Here is a 26190-nt window from a genome sequence, read left to right as displayed (position 1 = left end):
ATTTTAGTACTATTTATAATATAAATTAAGGAGTACAAATGAGAATCAATGTTGAAGATACAGTATTTTGTTTAGTAGATGTTCAAGAGAGGTTATATCCTCATGTTACAAATAAAGATGAAATTGAAAAGAATTTAATTACGTTAGTAAAAGGTTTAAAAGTTCATGATGTTCCTTTTATTGTAAATGAACAATATAAAAAAGGAATAGGGGAAACAATTCCAAGTTTAAGAGAACTTGTTGATGATTATCCTCATTTTGAAAAAACAACTTTTTCTTGTTGTAAAAATGAAACAACAATGGATGCAATTAAAGCTGCTAATAAAAAAGTAGTAATAGTTGCAGGTATTGAAACACATGTTTGTGTTTTACAAACTTGTATTGATTTACTTGAAGCTGGTTTACAACCTGTACTTGTTACAGATTGTGTAACTTCAAGAAAACAAAGAGATACGGATGTTGCAATACAAAGATTAATTCAAGCAGGTGTGATTCCAACTACTTATGAATCACTTCTTTTTGAATTAACTGTAAATGCAAAGAATCCAGTATTTAAAGAGATTTCATCATTAGTGAAATAAAAAGAAGAGTTAAATGAAAAGAGTATTTACTTTATGTTTTTTTATTAGTTTATTAATAGCAGTTCAAGCAAAAGAGTTTAACAGTGTAAAAGAAATGCCTTCAAATAAGGATATATTTATTATGTTTAGTATTCCTTCTTGTCCATGGTGCGAACGACAATTAAAAGTACTAAAAAAAATAAAAGAAAATAGAGATAATTTTGAATATATGAAAGTTCAAGATGATAATATAATCTATGAAGAATTAATTGAAAATTATGCTTTTCCAATAGAAGTTTATCCAACTTCATTTATTGTAAAAAAAGAAGAGGGTGAATTACATATTAGATATGAGTTTCAAGGTTATCAAAAAAGAAGTAATATTCTTAAAATTTTAGATAGTGATGATGATTTTTAATATATTTAAAATAACAAATAAAAAAGGCTTATGATTTAAAATCATAAGCCTTTTTTTATGCAAGTAATTTTTGATTAATTACTAATCCATAGTTCCTGCTGGAACATGAACATTTCCATCCATAATAATTCTAGCAGATCTTGACATTGAAGCTTTCTCAACTACATATTTCCCATCTTTTTGTGATAATGCAGCTCCAACTTTTATAGCACCACTTGGATGTCCAAAAGTAACTGTATCCTTATCTCCACCACCTGCAGCGATATTTACAAGAGTTCCAGGAATACAAGCAGCAACACCAATAGCAACAGAAGCTGTTCCCATCATTGCATGGTGTAATTGTTGCATTGATAAAGCACGTACGTGTAAGTCCATATCTGCTGCTTTTACTTCTTTACCTGAAGATGTTGTAAAATCTTGAGCAGGAGATACAAATGCAATTTTTGGAGTATGTTGTTGAGTTAGTGCATCAGATGCATCTTTCATAACACCCATTTTAAGCGCACCTGCAATTCTGATTTTTTCAAATCTAGCTAAAGCTTCAGTGTCAGAGTTAATATCACCTTGAAGCTCTGTACCTTTATATCCAATAGCATCAGCATTTACAAATACAGTTGGAATTCCTGCAGTTATCATTGTAGCTTTAAATGTGCCAACTCCTTCAACTTCTAAATCATCTACTAAGTTTCCAGTAGGGAATAATTCTTCACTAGGATCAACTGGTTCTACGAACTCTAATTGAATTTCTTCAGCAGGAAATGCAACACCATCAATTTCATAATCACCCATTTCTTTAACCATTCCATTTTCCATTGTTACATAACATAGAATAGTTTTTTTGATATTTGCTTGCCAAATTCTTACACAACAAACTCCATTTTGGGGAACATTATCTACTAAACCTTCATGAATTGCAAAAGGACCAACAGCTGAGCTTAAGTTTCCACAGTTTCCACTCATATCTACAAAATCTTTATCAATTGCAACTTGACAAAAGTAGTAATCAACATCATGATTTTCTACATCAGATTTCCCAACTAAGATAGCTTTTGAAGTAGAAGAAGAAGCTCCACCCATACCATCCATTTGTTTTTTATAAACATCAGGACTTCCTACTATTCTTTGTAAAAGTTTATCTCTTTTTCTTGAATCTTCTTGTGCCTCTTTTGGTAAATCAGCAATATTGAAAAAAGTTCCTTTAGAAGTTCCACCTCTCATATATGTAGCTTTAACTTTAAATTGTGGTTGGTAAGACATTTATTTTCCTTGAGTTTAATTTTTTGATATTTAAAAGTATTTAGAAAAAATTTGATAATTTCTTCTAAATACTTTTAGGGAAGAACCCTAAAAGTGTTTATAGATATTTTTTACTATTTTGAAGAAGCAATAACATCTTTAGCGAATTTTTGTAAAATACCACCATTTTTGTAAACATCAACTTCAGCAGAAGTATCTAATCTACAAAGAACAGTAAACTTAACAACTTCACCATTTGCTCTTGTCATTACAACTGTTAAATCAGTTCTAGGAGTAATCTCACCTTCAATATCAAAAGTTTCACTTCCATCAATAGAGTAAGTATGTCTAGTTTCACCATCTTTAAATTGTAATGGTAATACACCCATTCCAACTAAGTTAGTTCTGTGAATTCTTTCAATTGATTCAGCAATTAAAACTTCAACACCTGCAAGTCTAACACCCTTTGCAGCCCAGTCTCTAGAAGACCCTTGTCCATAGTTAGTACCAGCAACAATAATTAAAGGTTGTTTTCTAGTAGTGTAAGTCTCTATTGCTTCCCACATTCTAGATTCAGTACCTTCTGGCATGATTTTAGTTAATGAACCTTGTTTAACGCTTCCATCTTCATTTTTAACCATTTCGTTAAATAATTTTGGATTTGCTAAAGTAGCTCTACTAGCTGTATGATGATCCCCTCTATGCGTAGCATATGAGTTTAAATCTTCAACTGGAAGACCTTTAGATAAACAATATTCACCAGATGCAGATGTTGGTAAAATCGCATTTGATGGAGATAAGTGATCAGTAGTGATATTATCTGGGAATACACCTAATGGTCTCATACCTTTTAGAGCTGGCATTTCCATATACTCAGCTTCCCAATAAGGTGGCTTATTAATATATGTTGATTGAGTATTCCATTTATAAAATGGTGAAATCTCAACATTGTCTAAAGAGTTCTTAGCAAACATTGGATCATAAATAGCATCAAACATTTCTGGCCTAACTGATGCTTTTTCAACTGCGTTGATTTCTTCATCACTTGGCCATAAATCTTTTAATGTGATTTCATTACCATTTTTATCTGTTCCTAATGAGTCTTTTTCAATATCAAATCTAATAGAACCAGCTAATGCATAAGCAACTACTAATGCAGGTGAAGCTAAAAATGCTTCTTTTACGTATGGGTGAATTCTTCCATCAAAGTTTCTGTTTCCAGATAATACAGCAGTTGAATAAATATCATTCTCAACAACTTCTTGTTGAATTTTTGGATCAAGTGCACCTGACATACCATTACAAGTAGTACATGCAAATCCAACAATACCAAATCCTAACTTTTCTAATTCAGGAAGTAATTTTGCATCGTTTAAGTATGTTTCAACTACTTTAGATCCTGGTGCTAATGAAGATTTAACCCATGGTTTTCTTTTTAATCCTAATTCATTTGCTTTTTTAGCTAATAAACCAGCAGCAATAACATTTCTTGGATTAGAAGTGTTAGTACACGATGTAATTGCAGCAATTAAAATACCACCATCTGGGATTTTATTTTCATCTTCTTCTTTGAAATCTTTAATAATACCTTCTGATACTAATGTATTTGTTGGTACTAATTTATGAGGTTTAGAAGGACCTGCTAATGATCTTGTTACTTCTGATAAATCAAAAGTTAATTCTCTTGCATAAGTTGCTTTTGTTAATTCTGTTGCCCATAAACCATTTGCTTTAGCATAAGCTTCAACTAGTTTAACTTGTTCTGCTTCTCTACCAGTTAAAGTTAAGTAATCTAAAGTTTGCTCATCAATACCAAACATAGCAGCACTTGCACCATATTCAGGAGTCATGTTAGAAATAGTAGCACGATCTCCTAAGTTTAAGTATTTTAATCCTTCACCATAGAATTCTAAGAATGAAGAAATTACATTATTTTCTCTTAAGAAAGATGTTAATGTTAATGCAATATCAGTTGCAGTAATTCCTGGCGCTCTAACACCAATTACATTTACACCAATAACTTCAGGAACTCTCATAAATGAAGGGTTTCCAAGCATTACATTTTCAGCTTCTAATCCACCAACACCAAGTGCATAAACACCTAAAGCATCAACATGTGGAGTATGTGAATCAGTTCCAACTAATGTATCTGGACTTGCAATTCCATCAATATTATGTACAACTGGAGACATTTTTTCTAAGTTGATTTGGTGCATAATACCATTCCCTGGAGGAATAACATCTACATTATCAAATGCTTCTTTAGTCCAGTTAATAAAGTGGAATCTATCAGCATTTCTTCTATCTTCGATATCTCTATTTTTTTGGAATGCTTCTGGATCAAATCCACCACATTCAACTGCTAGTGAGTGATCAACGATTAATTGAGTAGGAACAACAGGATTAACTTGTTTAGGATCTCCACCACCAGCTTCAACTGCTTCTCTTAAACCAGCTAAATCAACTAATGCAGTAAGTCCTAAAATATCATGAGTTACAACTCTTGATGGGTACCATGGGAAATCTTTATCAGTTCTTTTTTCAATTAATTGAATTAAAGAATCTTTTAAATCTTCACTAGGACATTTTCTAAGTAAGTTTTCTGCTAATACTCTTGAAATGTAGTTTAATTTTTCAAAAGAACCAGGAGTAATATCTTCAACAGCTGCTTTTACATCATAAAAGCTTGTGTCAAAACCTTCTAATTTTTTAAGATATTTATCATTTGTCATATTGTATATCCATTTATTTGAGATTAAAAGGATGAGTGAAACTCATCCTTAGTTTTGTTTGCCAAAGTGGCGCTAGAATTTTTTTAGATTAAGATTAAGTTCTTATTTTCTATCTTCTAAAGGAACGAATTTTAAATCTTCAGGTCCTGTATAAGTAGCTGATGGTCTAATAATTTTTCCATCTTCTCTTTGCTCAATTACGTGTGCACCCCATCCAGTAACTCTTGAGATAATGAATATTGGAGTAAACATATCTGTTGGAATTCCCATTTGGTTGTAAGAAACAGCAGAGAACCAATCTAAGTTAGGGAACATTTTTTTGTTATCCCACATAATTGTTTCAATTCTTTCTGCAACATCATACATTAATGTGTTGTTGTTTTCTTTTGATAAATCTTCAGCAACTTTTTTAATTACTACATTTCTTGGATCACAAGAAGTATAAACTGGGTGTCCAAATCCGATAATAATTTCTTTTTTAGCCATTCTTTCTAAGATATCTTTTTCTGCTTCATCAGCTGAAGAGTATCTTTCTTGAATATAGAATGCAACTTCATTTGCACCACCGTGTTTAGGACCTCTTAAAGCTCCAATAGAACCAGTAATACAAGAATACATATCTGAATTAGTACCAGCAATTACTCTTGAAGTAAATGTAGATGCATTAAATTCATGTTCAGCATATAAAATTAAAGAAGTATGCATAGCTTTAACCCAAGATTCTCTTGGTTTTTCACCATGTAATAAGTGTAAGAAGTGACCACCAACTGAATCATCATCAGTTACAACATCAATTCTTTTTCCATTATATGCATAATGGTACCAGTAACATAACATAGAACCAAATGATGCCATTAATTTATCAACAATTGCTTGTGCTTCATCTTTTGGATGAGCTTCATCTTCAGACATAATTGCTCCAAGAACTGAACAACCAGTTCTCATAACGTCCATTGGGTGAGCAGTTTTTGGTAATTGCTCTAATGCAACTTTAACTCCAGCAGGAATATCTCTTAATCCTTGAAGTTTTGTTTTATATGCAGCTAATTCTGCTTTGTTTGGTAATTTACCATATACAATTAAGTGTGCAATTTCTTCAAATTCTGATTTATCAGCAAATTCTAAAATATCATAACCTCTATAATGTAAGTCATTTCCACTTTTCCCAACTGTACAGATTGCTGTACTTCCCGCTGATTGTCCTGATAATGCAACTGATTTTTTTGGTTTAAATCCTGTAGTAGTACTCATAAATTTCCCCTTATTATTTTAAATTAATTTTTATTCTAGTTTAAATAAAGCGAATTACTTCGCTTTACCTTTTGAAAATAATGCATCCATTTTTTGCTCATAATCGTGGTAACCTAACATATCGTAAAGTTCCATTCTTGTTTGCATTGTATCAAGAACACCTTCTTGAGTACCTTTGTCTTTTAATTCTTGGTAAACAGCTAAAGCAGCTTTATTCATTGCTCTAAATGCAGATAATGGGTAAAGAACCATATCAATACCAACTTCAGCTAATTCTTCAGTTGTAAACATTGGAGTTGCACCGAACTCAGTAATGTTTGCTAATACAGGAACAGACATTTGAGATGTAAATTCTTTGTATTCTTTTAATGTATGAACAGCTTCAGCAAAAATTGCATCTGCTCCAGCTTCAACATAAGCTAATGCTCTATCAACAGCAGCTTGTTGACCTTCAGATGCATGTGCATCAGTTCTTGCAATGATATAGAAATCTGGATCTAATTCATTTTTAGCATCAACAGCAGCTCTAATTCTGTCACACATTTCTTCAGTAGATACTAACTCTTTATTTGGTCTGTGTCCACATCTTTTAGCAGCAACTTGATCTTCAATATGTAAACCAGCAGCTCCAGATCTAATAAATTCTTTAACAGTTCTAGCAACATTAAATGCATGTCCCCAACCAGTATCAGCATCAACGATTAATGGAGTGTCACAAATTGAAGTAACTCTTCTTACATCAATACAAACGTCTTCGATCATAGTCATACCTAAATCTGGTAAACCGTAAGATGCATTTGCAATTCCTCCACCTGAAAGGTAAATTGCTTTGTGTCCTACTTTTGTAGCTTGTAATGCTTGGTATGCATTAATTGTTCCTACGATTTGTAAAGGTGATTCTGCCTCTAATGCTTCTCTAAATTTTTTTCCTGCGCTCATGTGCATCCTTTAAATTAGTTTTGTTGAAATATTATACATCATTAATAGATTATGCTGTTGTATGATTTTTGTTTTATAAATAGCAACTTTTTCATCAATTGTCTCATAATGTACAATATTTGTTTTTATGTTTTATAATGGTACAATTATTGTTAAAGATAATAAGAAGGTTAATGATGAATTATAAAAACTCTATTGATAAATTTATTGAAATATTTAAAAGGTCAAATCTTAGTATTTCAAAATTTGCATCACTTATTAATAAAGATAGAAGAACTGTTACATCGTGGATTGATAATGTTACAGATATTGAACCAAGTAATGAAATTAAAGATAAAATTTGTAATATATTTAGATATCCTGATTATATTTGGGAAGAGGGTTGTCATAGTGATGAGTTTTTAAAATCAATTACTCAAATACCTCAAAAAGAGGTGCGAATTATAGATGAAGACTATTATGGGCGTTTAAAATACATCATGGAACTAGAACAAAACAGAAGATTTGTTATTCAAGCACAGTTCCCTGGACCTATGTATAGAGATACTGCTGTACAAGAAGTGTACAGAACAAAATCTAGTAAAGACATAGAAGAGTTGAAACAAGGAAGAATTGATCAGATGCTAAGATATGATTATGATACAACAGAATGGTATTCTATTAAATCAGTATTATCTTTTTGTTTTGCAAGTATTGGAAATTTTTATTCAAGAGAAGAAAAGATTAAAATACTTGAACTTATATATGAATTATTCAATAATAATTATAATAAAAAACTTTTTTTATTTGATTCTTTTTCTAGAAAAATATATGGAATGGAAACAACATATATATCTATTAATGTAAAGCAAAAAATACTATTTTTTAAATCACCAATTGAGTCTGTATTTATTGAAATAAGAAATAAAAACTTAGTTGAAAGAATGCATAAGTATTACTCTTCACCAATAGAAGCCCCATCTCATGTGAATTTCTTAGAATCTGTTAAGATAATTAAGATACTACAAGATGCTATAAAATACAATAATACATTAGTTCAAGCTTATGAGATAATAAATAGAACTACAGATTACGGTGAGCTTTTTTACCATAATTTATCCCTTGATTTACAAAAAGAGGTATCGGCACCAAAGCCAGGTCAGCGAAGAAATTAATATAAAAATAGCATGTTTATTTTAAATTTGCTACAATTTCAAAGATAAAAGAATAGGTAGAAAATGAAACAATATTTAGATTTATTACAACATATATTAGACAAGGGTGTTTTTAAAGGTGATAGAACAGGTACAGGTACTACTTCTGTATTTGGATATCAAATGAGATTTGATTTAAATGAAGGTTTTCCATTAGTTACTACTAAAAAAACACATTTAAAGGCAATTATTTCAGAGCTTTTATGGTTTATTGAAGGAAGCACAGATGAAAGAAGACTTGCTGAGATAAATTTTGGAGATAAGGCAGAAAATTTAATTGGCAAAAAAACTGTATGGACTGCAAATGCAGATGCACAAGGTAAAGACTTAGGTTATGTAAACACAGATACAATTAAAGAATTAGGCCCTGTTTATGGAGCTCAATGGAGATCATGGAAGGGTACAGATGGAAGTAGTATTGATCAGTTAGCTGAATTAATTGAACAAATTAAAACTAATCCAAACTCTAGAAGATTAATTTTATCTGCTTGGAATGTAGCTGAGTTAGAAAAAATGGCACTTCCTCCATGTCATACTTTCTTTCAGTTTTATGTAGCAAATGGAAAACTTTCTTGTCAGTTATATCAAAGAAGCGCAGATGTGTTTTTAGGTGTTCCTTTTAATATTGCTTCTTATGCATTATTAACTATGATGATTGCTCAAGTTTGTGAGCTTGAAGTAGGAGATTTTGTTCACACTTTTGGTGATGCACATATTTATTCTAATCATATGGAACAAGTTAATTTACAGCTTTCTCGTACTCCATATAAAAAACCTAGTATGAAAATTAATCCTGATATAAAAGATATTAATGATTTTAAAATGAGTGATTTTGAACTTACTAATTATGAGTGTGATGAATCTATTAAAGCTGTAATGGCTGTATAGTAGAAACTTAAAGGAAAATTATGAAAATTTCAATGATAGTAGCTTACGGAAAGAACTGGGAAATTGGTTTAAACAATGAAATGTTATGGCATATAAGTGAAGATTTTAAAAATTTTAAAACTATAACTTCAGGGCATCATATTTTAATGGGAAGAAAAACTTTTGAAAGTATCGGAAAACCGCTTCCAAATAGAACTTCACTTGTTTTATCAAATTCTGGCTTTGAACATGAGGGTGTACATACTTTTAATGATGTCCAAGAAGCTTTTAATTTTGCAAGAGCTAATGCTGAAGAAGAACTTTTTATAATTGGCGGTGCTAATATTTATGAAACACTTTTTCCTTATGTTGATAAAATGTATTTAAGTGAAGTTGATTTTGAAGGTGTTGCTGATGCATTTTTAAAGCCTATTGACTTCTCAACTTGGGATTTAGCGCAAGAAAAATCTTATGATGAAATACTTGAACATGGAAAGGTAAAGTCGCCTGCTTGGAAATTTAAAGTTTGGGTAAAAAAAGATTAGAATAAAAATGAATACAAAAAGTAAATTACTTCAAACAGCATTTAATGAGATATATGAAAATGGCTATAGTGCTACTTCAGTTGATAAAATCTTAAAAAAAGCCGCTATGAATAAAGGCTCGATGTATCATTTTTTTAAATCTAAAAAAGAGTTAACTCTTGGGGTTATTGAAGTTCATATAAACGATTATATTGAAAATAAATATGCAAGTTTACTAAAACTTGAAGAAAATATTATTGATGGTTTAATCAAACTAGTTTCAACAAGAGATAAATATAATTACACTTATGGTTGCAGGTTAAATAATCTTGTACAAGAACTTTCATCTAAAGATGAAGAGTTTAAAATAGCTTTAGAAAAAGTATATTTTCACTTTGAAGAGATTATTGAAACTGTTTTAATAAAGGCAGTAAAAAACAATGAAATCTCACATCCAAATATTAAAGATTTAGCTGTTTTTGTTGTAGCTTCTATTGAAGGATGCTTAGCAACAGCTAAAAAATCCAATTCTTCAGATATTTATATCTCTTGTATTTCACAGTTAGAATTTTATTTAAATTCTTTAAAAATCAAATAATAGTTTTATTTTAATAAATTTACTTGACATAAGTGATTAAGTTTTGCTATTCTTTTACTTGACTAATTGGTCAAGTAAATTAAAAAGGGTAAAAAATGTTAATCAAAAAATCAATTCTACCTTTTTTATTTATACTATTATATGGAAGTGGTTTTGTATTTACACAGTATGGTTTAGAAAATTCAAGTCCTATGGCATTTTTAGCAATTAGATTTATTATTGCATTTTGGATTTTACTAATACTTTCAGTAGTTTTAAAAGTTTCATGGCCAAAAAATATTAAAGAGTTTATACATATTGCAATTGCAGGAAGTCTAACTGTTGGAACATTTTCAATTGGTGTTTTTCTATCAATATCTTACGGAATTGATGCATCTTTAAGTGCTTTAGTAATTGCATTACAACCAATTCTTGTTGCAGTTCTTGCATGGAAGTTTTTAAATGAAGAAAGAAATACAAAAATTATATTTGGATTTTTATTAGGTTTTATTGGAGTATTTTTTGTAATTGCTCAAAAAATAGATAATATTGATTTATCTATTGGTATTTTATATTCTTTTTTAGCACTTTTAGGTCTTAGTATTGGAAATATATATCAAAAAAAACATTGTCTAAATATGAATCTTTTTTCAGGTGGAGCAATACAAACGCTAGCTTCAACAATACTTGTTCTTCCTTTTTTATATTATGAAGATATTAATATTGTTTGGAATAGAGATTTTATAATTGCTTTACTTTATATGAGTGTAGGTGTTAGTATTGGAGCTTTATCATTGTTGTATATTATGATAAAAAATGCAGATGTTTCAAAGGTTTCATCTATTTTTTATCTTGTACCTCTTAGTGCAGTTTTTATCTCGTATCTTTTATTTGATGCACAAATAGATTTAGTTACGATACTTGGAATAATAATAGTGCTATTTGCAATAGTTCTTATCAATAAAAAACCAAAAAATAAAAAAGGAAAATTATGAAAATAGTAATTTTAGATAGAGCAAGCTTAGGTTTTGACATGGATGTATCAGTTTTTGATACTTTAGGAGAAGTAACTTCATATGATTTAACAACTCCTAATCAAACAAAACAAAGAGTTAAAGATGCTGATATTGTTCTTACAAATAAAGTAGTACTTGGTAAAGAAGAAATGAGTGACTCTACAATAAAATTTATTGCAATTACTGCAACAGGAATGAATAATGTAGATTTAGAATATGCAAAGAATAATAATATTGAAGTTAAAAATGTAGCTGGTTATTCTAACTCTTCTGTATCTCAAGTTGCTTTCTCTATGATATTTTATTTTGTTGGGAAACTAAACTATTACAAATCATACGTAGATAATGGTAATTGGCAAAAATCACCACTATTTACTCATATTGATGAGCCATTTTTTGAACTTGATGGAAAAAGAGTAGGTGTTATTGGTCTTGGTGCAATTGGTTCATCTTTTGCTTCAAGAGCACAAGCTTTTGATTGTGAAGTTGTTTATTATTCAACTAGTGGAAAAAATTCAAATAATGAGTTTAAAAGAGTTGAGTTAGATGAGTTACTAAAAACAAGTGATATTATTTCAATTCACTGTCCTTTAAATCCTCAAACGCAAAATTTACTTAATTATGAAAATATGAAAAATATCAAAGATAAAGCAATATTACTAAATCTTGGGCGTGGTGGAATTATTAATGAAGAAGATTTATCTAAGATAATTGATGAAAAAGAGATTTACTGTGGAATTGATGTTGTAAATGTTGAGCCTATTGAAGAATCAAATCCTTTACTAAAAGTAAAAAACAAAGATAGATTACTTCTTACTCCACATATTGGTTGGGGAAGTGTTGAAGCACGTACTAAACTAATTGAGTTAGTTGCAAATAATGTAAGAAATTTTATTTCTTCAAAATAATATTTTTTAACTTTTGAAAAAAAGAAGTGTTTTTCTTTTTTTCAAGTTTTGTTTTAATTTCTAAAGATAAAAATTTCAATTTTTTAGGATCATGTAAATAATCTTTCATTTATTTATCTTCTTTCTTTTCTTGTTTAGTATTTAAAAAGTTTTGAAGCTCTTTTATAGCACTTTCATTTTTAACTGTAAACTTAATTTCAATTCTTCTTGAATTATCTTTGTCTTCAATTCCATTTTTATAAACTAAGTTTGAAAAAGATCTTCCACTTGAATTTACATACTTACTAATTAAATCTTTATCAATAATATTTGATTGATATAAAAACTGCATTACTTCCAAGGCTCTTTTTTGTGAAAGTTGCAAGTTATCTAAATATGAACCATCGCTATTTGTATGACCTTCAATTGTAATACTTTGAATATATTGTTTGATATTATTATCTTCTAATAAAGCATCAAAGTATTTTTTTAATATCAGACTTAATTCTTGTTTTGAATCTTCTTTTAACTTATACTCACCTTGATCAAATAATATATTTGAAGAAAATTTAATAGCACCACTTTTTTCATCTATGTTTATAGACTTTCCAAGTTTTTCTCTTAAATTTGAAATTACATTTAATTTAATACCTGTAAGGTGTTTAATTTTAATTTTTGTTATATCAAACTCTTCTACTAGTTTTTGATGTTTATTACTTTGAAGTAGTAGTTTTTTTTGAAGCATTACTAACTCATCATCTTTTAGTTTGATGATATTTTCATTATCACTTAATTTACTTGATAAGGTTGTATTTTCTTTTTCAAAATCTTTAGTTTTAACTTCATAAGCTAATAATAAAGCTTTTAGTTTTTCTATTTCTTCTTGATTTAAACTAAGTTGTTTTGTTTTTTCTTTTATACTGTTTTCTTTGCCTTCTAAAATTGCAGTTATCTCTTCAATTTGCTCTAGTGATAGTTGTAAATCTTTATTTTTATTATCAAGTATTTTTGATAATTCTTCAGATTGTTTTTTTTGTTCTTCTAATTCTTTTTTTGTTTTATCAAACATATTTTGTGATTTTGCTAGTTCAAAAGATAAATGAACTTTCTCGTCTTGTAAAAGTTTAAACTTTTCATTTACTTCTTCAAGCTTTTTCTTTTTTGAAGATAATTCCTCTTCACTCATATTTAAAGCTTGTTTTTCTTTTTCTAAATCAGTTTTAATTACTTGTAAATCGTTTTGTGTATATAGATACTTTACAATAATAGCACCAATCACAAGTATAAATACAAAAAGTAAACCTGCCATTAAATCTGCATAAGATATCCAAAAGTTTTCATCATTTTTTTGTTCATTATTATACATATCTTACTACTTTGAGAGTTCTTTAAACTCTTGTAAATCTTCGACTATCTTTACCGTTTGCTCATCAATTGATTCTAAAGAATTTTTTAGTTTTTCTGAGAATTTAGAATCATATTCATCTAACTCTTTGTGAAATCTCCAGCCAATTTTATCTGTTTCATTTTTCATAGTTTCAATACTTTTTATAATATTTACGTAAATCTCTTCTAAGTTCTTTGCACTTAAGTTTGCAAGTGTTTGATTTAAATTATTAACATTTTTATTTAAATTTTCTGTGCTTGTTTGATGTAGTTGCTTTTGTGCTTCTAAGTTTTGAATACTTAAACTTATATTTGATGTCATTGAAGTAATAACATTCGATAAGTCTTCATTGTTTTTTATATTATTTGAAACTTGCGAAGATAGAAGAGTCTCTTTTTGTATAATATCTTCAAGTAAAGTAACTCTTTTCTCAATTGATTCATTGATATTATCAAGTATATTTTTAGAAGTAATTTGCTCAAATACATCAGACATTCTTTGAAAATTTTCAAGATTACTTTTTATATTAATTGATTCAATATCAATTTTTGTCCAGAAGAATGTTTTTGTATTTTCCTTTATGATAAAGGTATCATGCTCAAACCTACTCATTCCAATTTTCTCAAAAAAAGTCCACCATAGTGATAAGAATATTCCATAAATTGAAACATAAAAAGCAGTTCCTACACCACCAAGTAAAAGTGAAATTTCTTTCTCCAATGCACTTGAAGTTCCAGATGAGAAATCAGGCATACTATATGCAATTGAGATAAAAGTACCTAAAATTCCTAGTGTTGGAAAAACACCTGAAGCAATTGAGGAAAAGTTTGTATTTCTAATATTACTAGTGTAATCTTTTAGAAAATCATCGGCACTACCATTTGCTTTTGTAGTATCTCCAATAGTTAAAGTATTCGCATTGATATAGTTTTTTAAATTAAAAACTAAATCTTGATAATTTGTTTTAAATTTACAAGATACATAATACGCATTGTGTTTTATAAAAAACAGATAAATAATATAAATAAATCCAATTAATATAACACTATGAATTTCTACTTTTAAGGGAAAAAGGTCTAAGTATCCTAAAATAATTAAAGCAAATATAAATGTAGGAATTGTAAGTAGGTTAAATATTCTAGCTGTTGGTCTGCATGAGGTATAAAATTTTGAGTTTAAATCTATAAAGTCTTCGTTTGTTAACATTAGTTTATCCTTGAAGAGAAATCAATTTGTGAAAATCAATATTATCATAATTTTTTTAAATATAAAATCATTAATATGCTAAAATTCATTCATGAATAAAAAACAACAAATATTAAAAGATATATTTGGACATGATAACTTTAGAAGCTTTCAAGAAGAAGTAGTTGATAGTATATTAAATAAGCAAGATGTACTAACAATACTTCCAACTGGTGGTGGAAAATCACTTTGTTATCAACTTCCTACATTACTTATGGATGGTGTTACAGTTGTAATCTCTCCTTTAATTGCTCTTATGCAAGACCAAGTAAAAGCTCTTAATGACCTTGATATTAAAGCTCAAATGATATCTTCATCTCAAAGTAATGATGAAAACTCTTTTACTATGCAAAAACTATTAGCAAATGAATTAAAGTTTGTATATGTTGCACCTGAGAGATTTACATCAAATGAGTTTGTAGCAGTATTACAAAGAATAAATATAAACTACTTTGTAATAGATGAAGCTCACTGTGTATCTGGTTGGGGACATGAGTTCAGAGCTGAGTATAGAAATCTTAATAGACTTAAGCAGTTTTTCCCTGATACTAATATTGCAGCTTTTACAGCAACTGCTACAAAAAGAGTTGAGACTGATATTGCTTCTTCATTAAATTTAGTTAATGCAAAACACTTTAGAGCAAAAACACAAAGAGATAATTTAGAAATAAAAGTTGAACCTCGAATTGCTAATGGTAAAAATCAAATAATAAACTTTTTAAAATCTCATAAGGGTTTGTGTGGAATTATTTATACCTTTACACGAAAAGAAGCAGAATCAACAGCACAGTTTCTAGTTAGTAATGGATATAAATCAAAAGCTTATCATGCAGGATTAAGTGCGCAGGTTAAAGATGAAGTCTTTAATGATTTTGTATATGAAAATGTAGATATCGTAGTTGCAACCATTGCTTTTGGTATGGGTATTGATAAATCAAATATTAGATTTGTAATACATACAAGCTTGCCAAAAACTTTAGAAAACTATTATCAAGAAATAGGTCGTGCAGGACGAGATGGAGCTATGTCTTATGTATATTTACTTTATTCAAAAGGTGATGAGGTAAAAAGAAAACTTCAAATAGAAGATGCAATTGATGATTCATATAAACAAACAGGACTTGATAAACTTGAAGCCATGTATAGATATTGTGTGTCAAATAATTGTAGGCATAAAATAATTGCTTCTTATTTTGAAGATGAAATTGATGAGTGTAAAATCTTATGTGATAATTGTACCAAAGGTGAGATTGAACAAGTTGATGTAAGTGTAGATGCACAAAAGTTTTTATCTGCTGTTTATAGAAGTGAGCAAAGATTTGGTACTAATCATATTATAGACATACTAAGAGGTTCAAAAAATCAAAAACTTTTAGAATTTGGGCATGATAAACTAAAAGTGTATGGATTAGGTGCTAATAAGAGTAAAAATGAATGGGTAGCAATTGCTGATAAATTAATTGATATTCAAGCTATTAATTTAGGTGAGTTTAGAGTACTTAAAATAAATGCACTTGGAATGGAAATTTTAAAAGGAAATGAAAAACTTTTAATAGATGAAGATAAACTAGGAATTGCAGTAAAACAAGAGCAATCGCAAGAAGTATTATCTTTTGATGAAGAATTATATGAAAAGTTTAGAAGTCTAAGAAGACAAATGGCACAAGAGCATGAAGTACCTGCTTATGTAATTTTTGGAGATAAAAGTTTAAAAGAGTTTAGCTCAAAACTTCCAACTACAAAAGAGCAAATGTTAGATATAAATGGAGTAGGGCTTGTAAAGTTTGAAAAGTATGGACAAGATTTTTTAAATCTTTGTCTTGAAATAAAAGAAGAGTTTAAAGATAAAATTGAAACTAGAGGACCTTTGAAGAAATTAACAAAAACATATTTAGATACATATCAGTTATTACAAGAAGGTTTTGGATTAGAAGATATTGCTATGAAAAGAGACTTAGGACTTACAAGTATACTTTCTCATGTAAATGTATTAAATGAACATGAAAAAATATCAAATGAAAAAAAAGAAGAGTTATTAAAGCCTTTAGAAGTTCCCCAAGAAATAAAACAATGGATTGAAAAAGGTTTAGAGTATGGAAGTATACAAGAGTTAAGACAGCATTTGTATTTATATGATTATTTAAAAAAGATGTAAAGAAAAGTAAAGGAATAAAAAATGAATTTTGAAGATATAGATTTTAATGAGTTATACGTAAAGCAAAAACAGCTTACTTCTTTTAAAGCAAAAGGCAAAGATGCATGGGATGAAAAAGCACCTTCTATGAATAAAAAAGTTCATAAATCAATCTATAATGAACAGTTTTTAAATTTAATTGATTTAAAAGATATACACAGTGTTTTAGATGTGGGTTGTGGTGTTGGAAACTTATCATTGATACTAGCAAAGAAAATACAAAAAGTTTATAGTTTAGATTATTCACCTAAAATGCTTGAAATATTACAAGAAAATGCGAAAGAACAAGATATAAAAAATATAAATATTATAAACAAATCTTGGTATGACTCTTGGGATGAACTACAAAGTGCTGATTTAGTAATAGCATCTCGTTCTATGGAAGTTAAAGATATGAAAAAAGCTTTGGAAAAGTTAAATGAAAAGGCTAATAAAAAAGTTGTAATTACCTATAAAAAGGGTGGCTCTTTTGTAAGTGATGAAATTTTAGAAATACTTCAAAGAGATATTATTAAAAAGCCTGATTATATTTATGTTTTAAATATTTTATATTCTATGGGAATAAATGCTAGTGTTAATTTTATTCAAAGTGAAGGAAGAAGTACAATTTATACTTCAAAAGAAAAGTTTATTCAAAGTGTTTCTTGGAGTATTGATGGTTTAAGCTCTGATGAGGTAAAACGATTAGAAAATTACTATGATAATTTAGATTTTGAGAAAAAACAAGAAAAAGATTATGCTTATTGGGCTGTAATATCTTGGGATAAAAAGTGATATAGTAGAAAAGGGAGATAATCTACTATATCATTATAAATTATTTTAAGTTAGTTTTTGCGTGTTCTCTTACTTCTTTATTACTGTCGTGTGTTAATAATTGTAGTGTTTTATGAGATGTCTTTGGATCTTTTGCAATAACTAATCTTACATTTAATGAGGCATTATCACTAAGGTAACTCTCATCTAAATTGCCAAATTTGTCTCCAGCGTATGCTGTACTAAATACTAATAACGAAAACAAAAGAGATTTGAAAGATCTTTTCATTTTTTATCCTTTAATTAAATTTGTAAGTGAAGTATAATTAAATAGGACAAAAATTGTCTTGATTTAAATCAATAAATAGGACAATTTATATCCTATTTATAAAATTTCAACATAAAGTACTAAAACAAAGCACTTTTACTAATGAAAACTAATCATCACTAAACCATTTTTTATTATAATCTTTTAATGATTCAGGATAATATCTATGTTTTGGTATGTTATTTATAATTACAGCAATACTTAATAATATAAAAGCACCTGATGTTACAGGAATTAATACATATAAGAAACCTAATTCATGAACTTGTGGACTTCCAATTACTGCAATTAATGCTGTAGCTCCTCCTGGAGGATGAAGAGTTAAAGTTAATTGCATTACAAAAATTGAAGTAGATACTGCAAAAGCGGAAGCTAATAAAATATTTTGAGAAAAGAGTTTAAAAGAAATCACACCAATTATTGCAGATAAAATATGCCCACCAATTAAGTTTCTAGGTTGTGCAAGAGGTGAGTTTACTGCTCCATAAACTAAAACAGCACTTGCTCCAAAAGAACCAATTACTAAAGTTAAATCTTTATCATTTAATATGTCATTATGAAAATATGATATTGCAAGTATTCCTAAAAAAGAACCAATCCATGACCAAAGAATATTGGATTTTTCTAAAGGTTCGGAGTTTACTTTTTTAAATTGCTTTAAAAATGTTTTCAAAAGATATCCTTTAATAAATAAAAAATATCTTAGCACAAGATAAAAAGCTATTTCATGATTTTGGTCAAAAAACTATAAAAAGAAAAAAGTTCTTTTTATAGTATATTTAATTGGTGTGCTAAATCTGCAGCAATTCGCTCGTAATTTCTAACGTCTAACAATCTTTTTTGACCATTTTCACCAACAAGAGTGATTTCATCTTTTGAAAGATTTATAATGTATTCTAGTTTTTCTTTTATTGCATCTTCTGTAAAGTCTGTCATCCATGCACTTGTATTATCTGTAAATATTGAACGGTTGTTTTCATTATCAGTCATAACACAAGGAATTGCACTTGAGTAATAATCTAAGATTTTCATTGGTGTTGAACTATTGAATAATTCAATACTAGGTAAAGCTGCAAGACCAATATCTGCTTTTGCAATTACTTCTAAAAGTTCTTTTTTTGTTTTAGCATCATAAATTTCAATAGAATCATCGAGATTTGGATATTTTGCAAATAACTCTTTTGCATAAACTGGATCTTTTGTAGAAACCATTAGTTTAAAGTTACTAGTATCAATTTGGCTAAAAGCTTTTAATACTGTTTCAAACTCTCTTAATTTGTCTAAAGTTCCTGCATAAAAAAATCTTTTTTCAGCACCTTCATGGTGAACATTTTGTTGCATCATATCAGGGTCAATTGCAGAAGGAATTACGAATGATCTAGTTTTAACAGATTTTAGGTAATCATCTCTCATTTGTCTTGAAGTTGGAAGAAAGATATCACAGTCATTAATTAGTGAAGATTCTTTGTAAGTTTGTATTTTGTTATTGATAATATCAAAATAGTTCTTTTTGTTATTTGCTTCATCAATTTGTATTTTTGCCATTCTTTTAGGAAAAGATAATCTAAATCCAACTTTATAGTTGTATTTTAGCTTATCATTTAAAATTGATTTTAAAATAGAAATATCATTTCTTATTGTAATGTAAGAGTATTCTTCTATATTTATTCCATTTGATTCTAACTCTTTTAATACATTATCTTTGTATCTATATGGAATTATAAATTTAGTATCATCTTTTTTTTCAAAATCATCTTTTGCTTTTGAAAAATAAATCACATTAATATCGAAGTGTTTATTTAAGTATTTCTCGAATAAAGGGCCAATAAAACTATGTTCAGTGTATTCATCTTGATCTGTAATATATAAAAACTTTTGCATCTAGTAAGTCTCCTTTAATTTAATCTTAAATCTTAGCACTTAATAGTAGCAGGAATAAAGCATAATAATATTTTAAGTTTTTAATCCTTTTTTAGAGAATTTTAATTCAGCTACTAATGTTGCACAAATTATTAAAATAGCTCCAAGAATTTGGATACTTGTAAGAATCTCGCCACCTGCGAAATATCCATAAATAGAAGCACTAACAGGCTCCATTGTAAATATTACAGCTGTTTTTGTGGCAGTTGTAAATTGTTGCATATATGTTTGAATTAAAAATGCATAAACTGTTGCAAATACTGCTGTTACAATTACTGCTTTAAAAAATGTATAATCATAATTAAGATTAAAAGTAGTGTCATCTAAAACTAACGAAAAAGCTAAAGATAAAATTGATACAGTAATAAGTTGGAATAAAACTAATAGGTAAACATTAACTTCTTTTGAAAACTTTCCAGTAAAAATAATATGTAAAGCAAAAAGAAAAGCACAAATTAGTGTTAAAAACTCTCCATATCCTAAAGTTAATTCTCCTGACATTGTTAGTAAGTATAGACCAACAACAGCAATAATACTTGCTATTAATACATTTCTTCTAACATGGTCTTTGAATATAAAATAAGCTAAAAAAGGCACACAAATTACATTAAGACCTGTAATAAATGCAACAATTGAGCTTTTTGTATAAGCTAGCCCAAAAGTTTGTGTAGCAAATGCTGAAAAAAGAATTGAACCTAGAAGTATTCCAAATAATATTGTTTGTTTATTGATTTCTTTGAAATATTTATATGCAATAAAAAACATTAAAATTGAAGCTAAGCCAAATCTAAAAAATAAAAATGAATAAACAGGAGTTGAATCAATAGCTTCTTGTACCATTAAAAATGTAACACCCCATGCAATTGCAACACTTAATAGCAATAAATCTGCTCTTAATTCATATAGTTTTGATTTCACTTTTCACTTCTCCAAGATAATTTGCGGGATTATATCATATAAATTATAGATAAATTGTATATAAAATACTCTTTAGTTATATTATAAATTAAACAATTGTTTAGTATCATTGAAGTTATGCAAAATAAAAAAGAGTTTTAATGAACGAAAATATAATTTCTATGACAAAAATTGATAAATACTATGATGACTTTCATGTATTAAAAAATATTGATTTTTCTGTAAAAAAAGGTGAGATTGTTGTTGTATGTGGACCATCAGGTTCTGGAAAATCTACATTAATAAGATGTATAAATGGACTTGAAGAAATTGATGATGGAACTATCTTAGTTGATAATATTGATATTCATGCAAGTAAAAAGAATTTAAAAGAGATTAGAAGTGAAGTTGGAATGGTATTTCAACATTTTAATCTTTTCCCTCACTTAACAATTTTAGAAAATATCACACTTGCTCAAAATTTGGTTAAAAAAAGATCAAATGATGAAGCAATAAAAATTGCAAAAGAGTTACTTGAAAAAGTAAAACTTTCAGATAAAGCTGATTCTTATCCAGGAGATTTATCTGGTGGACAAAAACAAAGAGTTGCAATTGCAAGGTCTTTAGCAATGAAGCCAAAAGTTATTCTTTTTGATGAGCCAACATCAGCACTGGATCCTGAAACTATTGGTGATGTTTTATCAGTTATGAAAGATTTAGCAGAAGAAAACTTTACAATTGTTTGTGTTACTCATGAAATGGGTTTTGCAAAAGAAGTTGGTGACCGAATTGTATTTATGGATGCAGGTGTTATTGTTGAAGAAAATTCTCCTGAAGAGTTTTTTAATAATCCAAAAAGTGAACGTGCACAAAAGTTTCTAAAAGAAATTTTAACACACTAAGTAGTTAATAAACCCAATCTAAAAAAAAGGAAAAACATGAGAAATTTAGTTAAAAAGTTTTTAGTAGCAGTTTTTGCTATTAGTACATTGTTTGTTGCAAATTCATCTGCAGATGATATTAATTTGTGGAAAAATTCTACATTAAATAAAATCTTACAAAGAGGTGAGTTAAGAGTTGGTATGGAGCCTGGATATATGCCTTTTGAAATGAAAGACAAAAAAGGTCGAATTATAGGTTATGATGTTGATATGGCTAAGAAAATGGCAAAAGAAATGGGTGTTAAATTAAAACTTGTTCCTACTGCTTGGGATGGTATTATTGCTGGTTTATTAACAAATAAATATGACATTATTATGTCGGGTATGACTATTACTCAACAAAGAAACTTAAAAATTAACTTTGCAGATCCATATGTAGTTGTTGGTCAAACAATTATGATTAGAAAAGAGTTAGCAGGAAAAATTAAATCTGCTGCTGATTTAGATAAACCTGAATATACTGTTGTATCAAAACTTGGGGTTACAGGTGAAATTGCAACAAGAAAATTCTTCAAAAATGCAAAAATCATTACTTTTGAAACAGAATCAGATGCAGTATCTGAAGTATTAAATGGTAAAGCTGATGGAGTAGTATATGATCAACCTTACAACATTGTATTTATGTCTGATAAAGGTAAAGATAAATTAGTACATTTAGATACTCCTTTAACTTACGAACCTCTTGGTTGGGCTATTAGAAAAGGTGATCCTGATTTTCTTAACTGGTTAAATAACTTCTTAAGACAAATGAAGGGTGATAAAGTTGTTGACTTCCATGGAAAATTAAATGAGAAATGGTTAAGAGATACAAAATGGTTAAAAAGAGTTCAGTAATAAATGGCTAAAAGAATACCATTAGGACAAAATAAAACAGTAGGGCACTTTGTTGCCTTATTGTTCTTTGTTGCCGTAGGATACTTTTTCTATGCAGCAGCAGCAAACATGAACTATGTTTGGAAGTGGAATAGTGTTCCAAAATATTTTGCATATGACGAAACAATTTCAATTGAAGCTCCAATAGATGGAAAACTAGTATTAGAATCAAATAAATACTTTATTCAAGGTGATGAAAAAGTAGAAGTAACTAATTTAGATAGTAGTTTTTCATTTGATTATGAAGTAGGCGAAGATGTATATGAAGGTGATTATATCGCTTCAAAAGAAGAACTTCATGCAGGACCTATTTTATCTGGTCTTTGGGTTACACTTAAAATATCATTTTTTGCAATGTTATTAACTTTAGTAATTGGTATTATAGTTGCACTTATGAAGTTATCTTCAATGATATTCTTACAAGATATTGCAACTGTATATATTACTATTATTAGAGGTACTCCTTTACTTGTACAAATATTCTTATTTTACTTTATAGTTGCAAATATTTTTGAACTAGAGCGAATGGTTGCAGGTATTTTATCTCTTGGTATTTTCTTTGGTGCTTATATGGCTGAGATTTTAAGAGGTGCTATACAATCTATTGATAAAGGTCAGCTTGAAGCTGCAAAATCATTAGGTATTTCAAACTTTCAAGCTATGAGACATATTATTTTACCACAAGCATTTAAAAGAGCTTTACCAACACTTGTAGGTGAGACTATTGCCCTTGTAAAAGATTCATCTTTAGTATCTGTTATTTCGATTACAGATTTAACGAAAGTTGGAAAAGAAATTGTTGCAAATACATTCTCTCCATTTGAAACATGGATTGTAATTGCACTTTTATATTTATCTATTACTTCTATACTAAGTCTTATTGGGCATAGGTTAGAAAAAAGAATGGCAGCAAAAGGCGGAATGTCTTAGGTGGAATCTTTTTTCTCTACCTTTTTGCAGCAGGGTATTACTTTTTTTGCAATTATGGATCCAATAGGAATTAGTGCAATTGCACTATCATTGCTTAATAACAATATTACTAAAGATCAAATAAATAAAGTTGCCAAAAAATCTACAATAACTGTAATAATAGCATTTTTTGTAGTTTTAATTACAGGTGATTTTATTTTAAAACTATTTGGTATTGGTGAACATTCACTAAAAGTTATGGGTGGAATAATCTTACTTCTAATGGCTATAGGTATGGTAAATGGAAGTGCTACAGATAAAAAACCTACAAAAGAAGAAGGCAAAGATTTAGAAAATCATGACGATTTATCTGTTATTCCAATAGGAATTCCAATTGCATTTGGTACAGGTATTTTTACTACTATTATTATTTTTAAGCATCAAGCTGAAGTTTATACAGATTTGATATCAATTACTTTAGCTTTCTTAGTTAATGCAGCACTTTTTTATATAGTATTAAAAAATTCAATATATATTAAAAAATATTTAGGACTAACTGGACAAAATATTATTACCAAACTTATGGGATTAATTGTTGGAGCTATATCAATACAATTTATAGTTTCAGGTATTATAAATTTAGCAAAGATGTATATATAATGATTATTGAAATATTTTTAAAAGGGTTTATTGTAACTTTTTCTCTTATTGTTGCAATAGGTGCGCAAAATGCATATATTTTAAAACTTGGTCTTTTAAAGCAATATATTGGCATTGCAGTTTCTTTATGTATATTATTTGATACTTTATTAATTTCTGCAGGAGTTTTTGGTCTTGGATTTTTTATTCAAGGAAATCAGCTTCTAATTAATGGTATTGCTATAATTGGAATTTTATTTTTATGTTTTTATTCATTTATGTCTTTTAGATCTGCTTTTAAAAATGAGAGTTTAGAAATAGATGGTAAAAACAAAACAAATCCTTTAAAACAAGTAATTACAATGCTTTTGGTTTTTACTTTTTTAAATCCTCATACTTATTTAGATACAGTTTTATTAATTGGTGGAATTGGTGCAAATATTCAAAGTGATTTAAAAATATACTTTTTACTTGGTGCAGTTACTGCTTCTTCTACATGGTTTATGCTTTTAGGTTTTGGAGCAAGACTTTTAATACCATTATTTAAAAAACCAATAACTTGGAAAATACTTGATACCTCAATAGGTATTATTATGCTTATAATTGCTTATAATTTAATAGGTTTAATTAAATATTAGCTAGTATAATCATTCAAAGGTTGAATTTATGAATAATACAAGTATAGAACAAATAGGGTGTTTTAAAACAATTTTAGACCCTTATAATGGAATTACCATAGAGCAAACATCTTTACCAAGTACTAAAGATGAGTTTGAAATAAATCTCGATTATTTAATTGAAGAAACAAAAGAAAAAAGGAATCTAGTTTGGATTTATATAGGAATAAATCATTCTGATTTTATTCCCTTAGCTACTAAAAAAGGTTTTAATTTTCATTCTTGTGAAGAAAAATATGTCTTATTAGTAAAAAGATTAATCAATAACGCGATTATTCCAACTGCCGCTAACCACACTTTAGGTGTTGGTGTAGTTGTAATTCATGAGAATAAACTTTTAGTTATCAAAGAGCGAATCTCAAATGTAGGGTTTAAACTTCCTGGTGGACATATTGATAATAGTGAAATGATATCAACAGCGGTTGCACGAGAAGTTAAAGAAGAAACAGGAATAGATGTAGAGTTTGAATCTATTGTTTCTTTAGGTCATTTTTATCCACATCAATTTCATAAATCTAATATGTATATTCTTTGTACTGCAAAAGCAAAATCTTTTGAAATAAATATTGAAGATACTGAAGAAATAATTGATGCTAAATGGGTTAGTGTTGATGATTATCTAAGTGATGAGAGTGTCTTAGATTATTCAAAAGCAATAGTAGAAACAGCAATAAACCAAAAAGGTTTTAAATGTGCTAATCATCAAACACTAACCCATATAAATAAAGATTTTGAGCTATTTTTTCCTATAGAAAATTAATAGTTTAATTTACTAAAATTTAATATAATACATTTTAAAAAAATAAAGGAATAATATAAATGAAAGAAATAATATCAACATCAAAAGCTCCAGGAGCAATTGGACCATATAATCAAGCAACAGCATTAGCTAACTTAGTTTTTACATCAGGGCAAATCCCTTTAATACCTGAAACAATGGAATTAGTTGAAGGTGGAATAAAAGAGCAATCAAAAGTTGTAATGGATAATTTAAAAGCAGTTTTAGAAGAAGCAGGGTCTTCTTATGAGAATGTATTAAAAACTACTTGTTATTTATCTGATATGGATAACTTCGCAAGCTTTAATGAGGTATATGCAGAATATTTTAAAGCTGAAACTGCACCAGCACGTGCAACAGTAGCAGTGAAAACTTTACCTAAAAATGTTTTAGTTGAAGTTGATGCAATTGCTTTTAAAAACTAGAGAATTTTCTCTAGTTTTTAATTT

General features: G+C 28.3%; 27 protein-coding genes. 17 read left to right on the top strand and 10 right to left on the bottom strand.

Annotated elements, in window-relative coordinates; genetic code table 11:
• Positions 1–38 precede the first annotated feature (38 nt).
• Both LPB137_RS12235 and LPB137_RS12230 read left to right on the top strand, forming a co-directional pair.
• The gene (locus LPB137_RS12235) at positions 39–581 is read left to right on the top strand and encodes a hydrolase (protein ID WP_076088474.1); all 543 of its coding nucleotides are present in this window, start codon (positions 39–41) and stop codon (positions 579–581) included.
• 13 nt (positions 582–594) lie between these two features.
• Complete coding sequence (locus tag LPB137_RS12230) at positions 595–978, top strand: glutaredoxin domain-containing protein (RefSeq protein ID WP_076088472.1); 384 nt, start codon at positions 595–597, stop codon at positions 976–978.
• Positions 979–1059: 81 nt separating this feature from the next.
• Here the strand turns inward: LPB137_RS12230 and prpF are convergent, their stop codons facing one another.
• From prpF to prpB, 4 genes are all read right to left on the bottom strand, one after another.
• Positions 1060–2235, bottom strand: coding sequence for a 2-methylaconitate cis-trans isomerase PrpF (prpF, locus tag LPB137_RS12225; protein ID WP_076088470.1), 1176 nt, complete (start codon positions 2233–2235; stop codon positions 1060–1062).
• Positions 2236–2348: 113 nt separating this feature from the next.
• On the bottom strand, positions 2349–4946 hold the full coding sequence (gene acnD, locus LPB137_RS12220) for a Fe/S-dependent 2-methylisocitrate dehydratase AcnD (RefSeq protein WP_076088468.1): 2598 nt from the start codon (positions 4944–4946) through the stop codon (positions 2349–2351).
• Positions 4947–5048: 102 nt separating this feature from the next.
• Complete coding sequence (prpC, locus tag LPB137_RS12215) at positions 5049–6197, bottom strand: bifunctional 2-methylcitrate synthase/citrate synthase (RefSeq protein ID WP_076088465.1); 1149 nt, start codon at positions 6195–6197, stop codon at positions 5049–5051.
• Positions 6198–6251: 54 nt separating this feature from the next.
• Positions 6252–7136: a methylisocitrate lyase gene (prpB, locus tag LPB137_RS12210; protein WP_076088463.1), complete on the bottom strand. Its 885-nt coding sequence runs from the start codon at positions 7134–7136 to the stop codon at positions 6252–6254.
• A 176-nt stretch (positions 7137–7312) separates the two neighbouring features.
• Between prpB and LPB137_RS12205 the strand changes: the two genes are divergently transcribed.
• From LPB137_RS12205 to LPB137_RS12180, 6 genes are all read left to right on the top strand, one after another.
• Entirely contained in the window at positions 7313–8290 is a 978-nt protein-coding gene (locus LPB137_RS12205; RefSeq protein WP_076088461.1) for a hypothetical protein, read from the top strand.
• A 63-nt stretch (positions 8291–8353) separates the two neighbouring features.
• Complete coding sequence (locus LPB137_RS12200; RefSeq protein WP_076088458.1) at positions 8354–9217, top strand: thymidylate synthase; 864 nt, start codon at positions 8354–8356, stop codon at positions 9215–9217.
• Positions 9218–9237: 20 nt separating this feature from the next.
• The gene (locus tag LPB137_RS12195; protein ID WP_076088456.1) at positions 9238–9741 is read left to right on the top strand and encodes a dihydrofolate reductase; all 504 of its coding nucleotides are present in this window, start codon (positions 9238–9240) and stop codon (positions 9739–9741) included.
• Positions 9742–9748: 7 nt separating this feature from the next.
• On the top strand, positions 9749–10318 hold the full coding sequence (locus LPB137_RS12190; RefSeq protein ID WP_076088454.1) for a TetR/AcrR family transcriptional regulator: 570 nt from the start codon (positions 9749–9751) through the stop codon (positions 10316–10318).
• A gap of 95 nt (positions 10319–10413) precedes the next feature.
• Positions 10414–11292 carry a DMT family transporter gene (locus LPB137_RS12185; protein WP_076088452.1) on the top strand — a complete coding sequence of 293 codons (879 nt, stop codon included), beginning with the start codon at positions 10414–10416 and terminating at the stop codon, positions 11290–11292.
• Positions 11289–12221, top strand: a complete 933-nt coding sequence (locus LPB137_RS12180) for a D-2-hydroxyacid dehydrogenase (protein ID WP_076088450.1) — start codon at positions 11289–11291, stop codon at positions 12219–12221. Before LPB137_RS12185 ends, LPB137_RS12180 begins: the two co-directional genes overlap by 4 nt.
• Before the next feature lie 109 nt (positions 12222–12330).
• On the opposite strand, the gene LPB137_RS12175 is transcribed toward LPB137_RS12180, so the two are convergent.
• Both LPB137_RS12175 and LPB137_RS12170 read right to left on the bottom strand, forming a co-directional pair.
• On the bottom strand, positions 12331–13566 hold the full coding sequence (locus LPB137_RS12175; protein WP_076088448.1) for an OmpA family protein: 1236 nt from the start codon (positions 13564–13566) through the stop codon (positions 12331–12333).
• Positions 13567–13572: 6 nt separating this feature from the next.
• Positions 13573–14793, bottom strand: coding sequence for a MotA/TolQ/ExbB proton channel family protein (locus LPB137_RS12170; RefSeq protein WP_076088446.1), 1221 nt, complete (start codon positions 14791–14793; stop codon positions 13573–13575).
• Positions 14794–14884: 91 nt separating this feature from the next.
• Here LPB137_RS12170 and recQ point away from each other — a divergent pair, with 91 nt between their 5' ends.
• A complete protein-coding gene (recQ, locus tag LPB137_RS12165) occupies positions 14885–16987 on the top strand; it encodes a DNA helicase RecQ (RefSeq protein ID WP_076088444.1) in 2103 nt (700 codons plus the stop codon).
• Positions 16988–17008: 21 nt separating this feature from the next.
• A complete protein-coding gene (locus LPB137_RS12160; RefSeq protein WP_076088442.1) occupies positions 17009–17800 on the top strand; it encodes a class I SAM-dependent methyltransferase in 792 nt (263 codons plus the stop codon).
• 40 nt (positions 17801–17840) lie between these two features.
• On the opposite strand, the gene LPB137_RS12155 is transcribed toward LPB137_RS12160, so the two are convergent.
• From LPB137_RS12155 to LPB137_RS12140, 4 genes are all read right to left on the bottom strand, one after another.
• Positions 17841–18068, bottom strand: a complete 228-nt coding sequence (locus LPB137_RS12155; protein WP_076088440.1) for a hypothetical protein — start codon at positions 18066–18068, stop codon at positions 17841–17843.
• 148 nt (positions 18069–18216) lie between these two features.
• Positions 18217–18780, bottom strand: coding sequence for an HPP family protein (locus tag LPB137_RS12150; protein ID WP_076088438.1), 564 nt, complete (start codon positions 18778–18780; stop codon positions 18217–18219).
• Positions 18781–18875: 95 nt separating this feature from the next.
• Positions 18876–19988, bottom strand: a complete 1113-nt coding sequence (locus tag LPB137_RS12145) for a glycosyltransferase (RefSeq protein ID WP_076088436.1) — start codon at positions 19986–19988, stop codon at positions 18876–18878.
• 72 nt (positions 19989–20060) lie between these two features.
• Positions 20061–20945: a DMT family transporter gene (locus LPB137_RS12140; RefSeq protein WP_076088434.1), complete on the bottom strand. Its 885-nt coding sequence runs from the start codon at positions 20943–20945 to the stop codon at positions 20061–20063.
• A gap of 152 nt (positions 20946–21097) precedes the next feature.
• On the opposite strand from LPB137_RS12140, the gene LPB137_RS12135 reads away from it, so the two are divergent.
• Genes LPB137_RS12135 through LPB137_RS12105 form a run of 7 tightly spaced genes read left to right on the top strand, consistent with a single transcriptional unit; the run spans position 21098 to position 26166 of the window.
• The gene (locus LPB137_RS12135; protein ID WP_228144714.1) at positions 21098–21826 is read left to right on the top strand and encodes an amino acid ABC transporter ATP-binding protein; all 729 of its coding nucleotides are present in this window, start codon (positions 21098–21100) and stop codon (positions 21824–21826) included.
• Positions 21827–21862: 36 nt separating this feature from the next.
• Positions 21863–22699 carry a transporter substrate-binding domain-containing protein gene (locus LPB137_RS12130; protein ID WP_076088430.1) on the top strand — a complete coding sequence of 279 codons (837 nt, stop codon included), beginning with the start codon at positions 21863–21865 and terminating at the stop codon, positions 22697–22699.
• A gap of 3 nt (positions 22700–22702) precedes the next feature.
• On the top strand, positions 22703–23668 hold the full coding sequence (locus LPB137_RS12125; protein WP_076088428.1) for an amino acid ABC transporter permease: 966 nt from the start codon (positions 22703–22705) through the stop codon (positions 23666–23668).
• Positions 23669–24307: a MarC family protein gene (locus LPB137_RS12120; protein ID WP_122893974.1), complete on the top strand. Its 639-nt coding sequence runs from the start codon at positions 23669–23671 to the stop codon at positions 24305–24307.
• Positions 24307–24924 carry a LysE/ArgO family amino acid transporter gene (locus tag LPB137_RS12115; RefSeq protein WP_076088426.1) on the top strand — a complete coding sequence of 206 codons (618 nt, stop codon included), beginning with the start codon at positions 24307–24309 and terminating at the stop codon, positions 24922–24924. The genes LPB137_RS12120 and LPB137_RS12115 overlap by 1 nt, the downstream gene beginning before the upstream one ends.
• Positions 24925–24952: 28 nt before the next feature.
• Positions 24953–25723, top strand: a complete 771-nt coding sequence (locus LPB137_RS12110; RefSeq protein WP_076088423.1) for an NUDIX domain-containing protein — start codon at positions 24953–24955, stop codon at positions 25721–25723.
• A gap of 59 nt (positions 25724–25782) precedes the next feature.
• The gene (locus LPB137_RS12105) at positions 25783–26166 is read left to right on the top strand and encodes a RidA family protein (RefSeq protein ID WP_076088421.1); all 384 of its coding nucleotides are present in this window, start codon (positions 25783–25785) and stop codon (positions 26164–26166) included.
• The last annotated feature ends 24 nt before the right edge of the window (positions 26167–26190 follow it).

This window comes from Poseidonibacter parvus (assembly GCF_001956695.1).
GTDB lineage: Bacteria > Campylobacterota > Campylobacteria > Campylobacterales > Arcobacteraceae > Poseidonibacter > Poseidonibacter parvus.
Note: the sequence above shows the minus strand (reverse complement) of the source record. Positions and strands in the feature narration are given on the sequence as shown.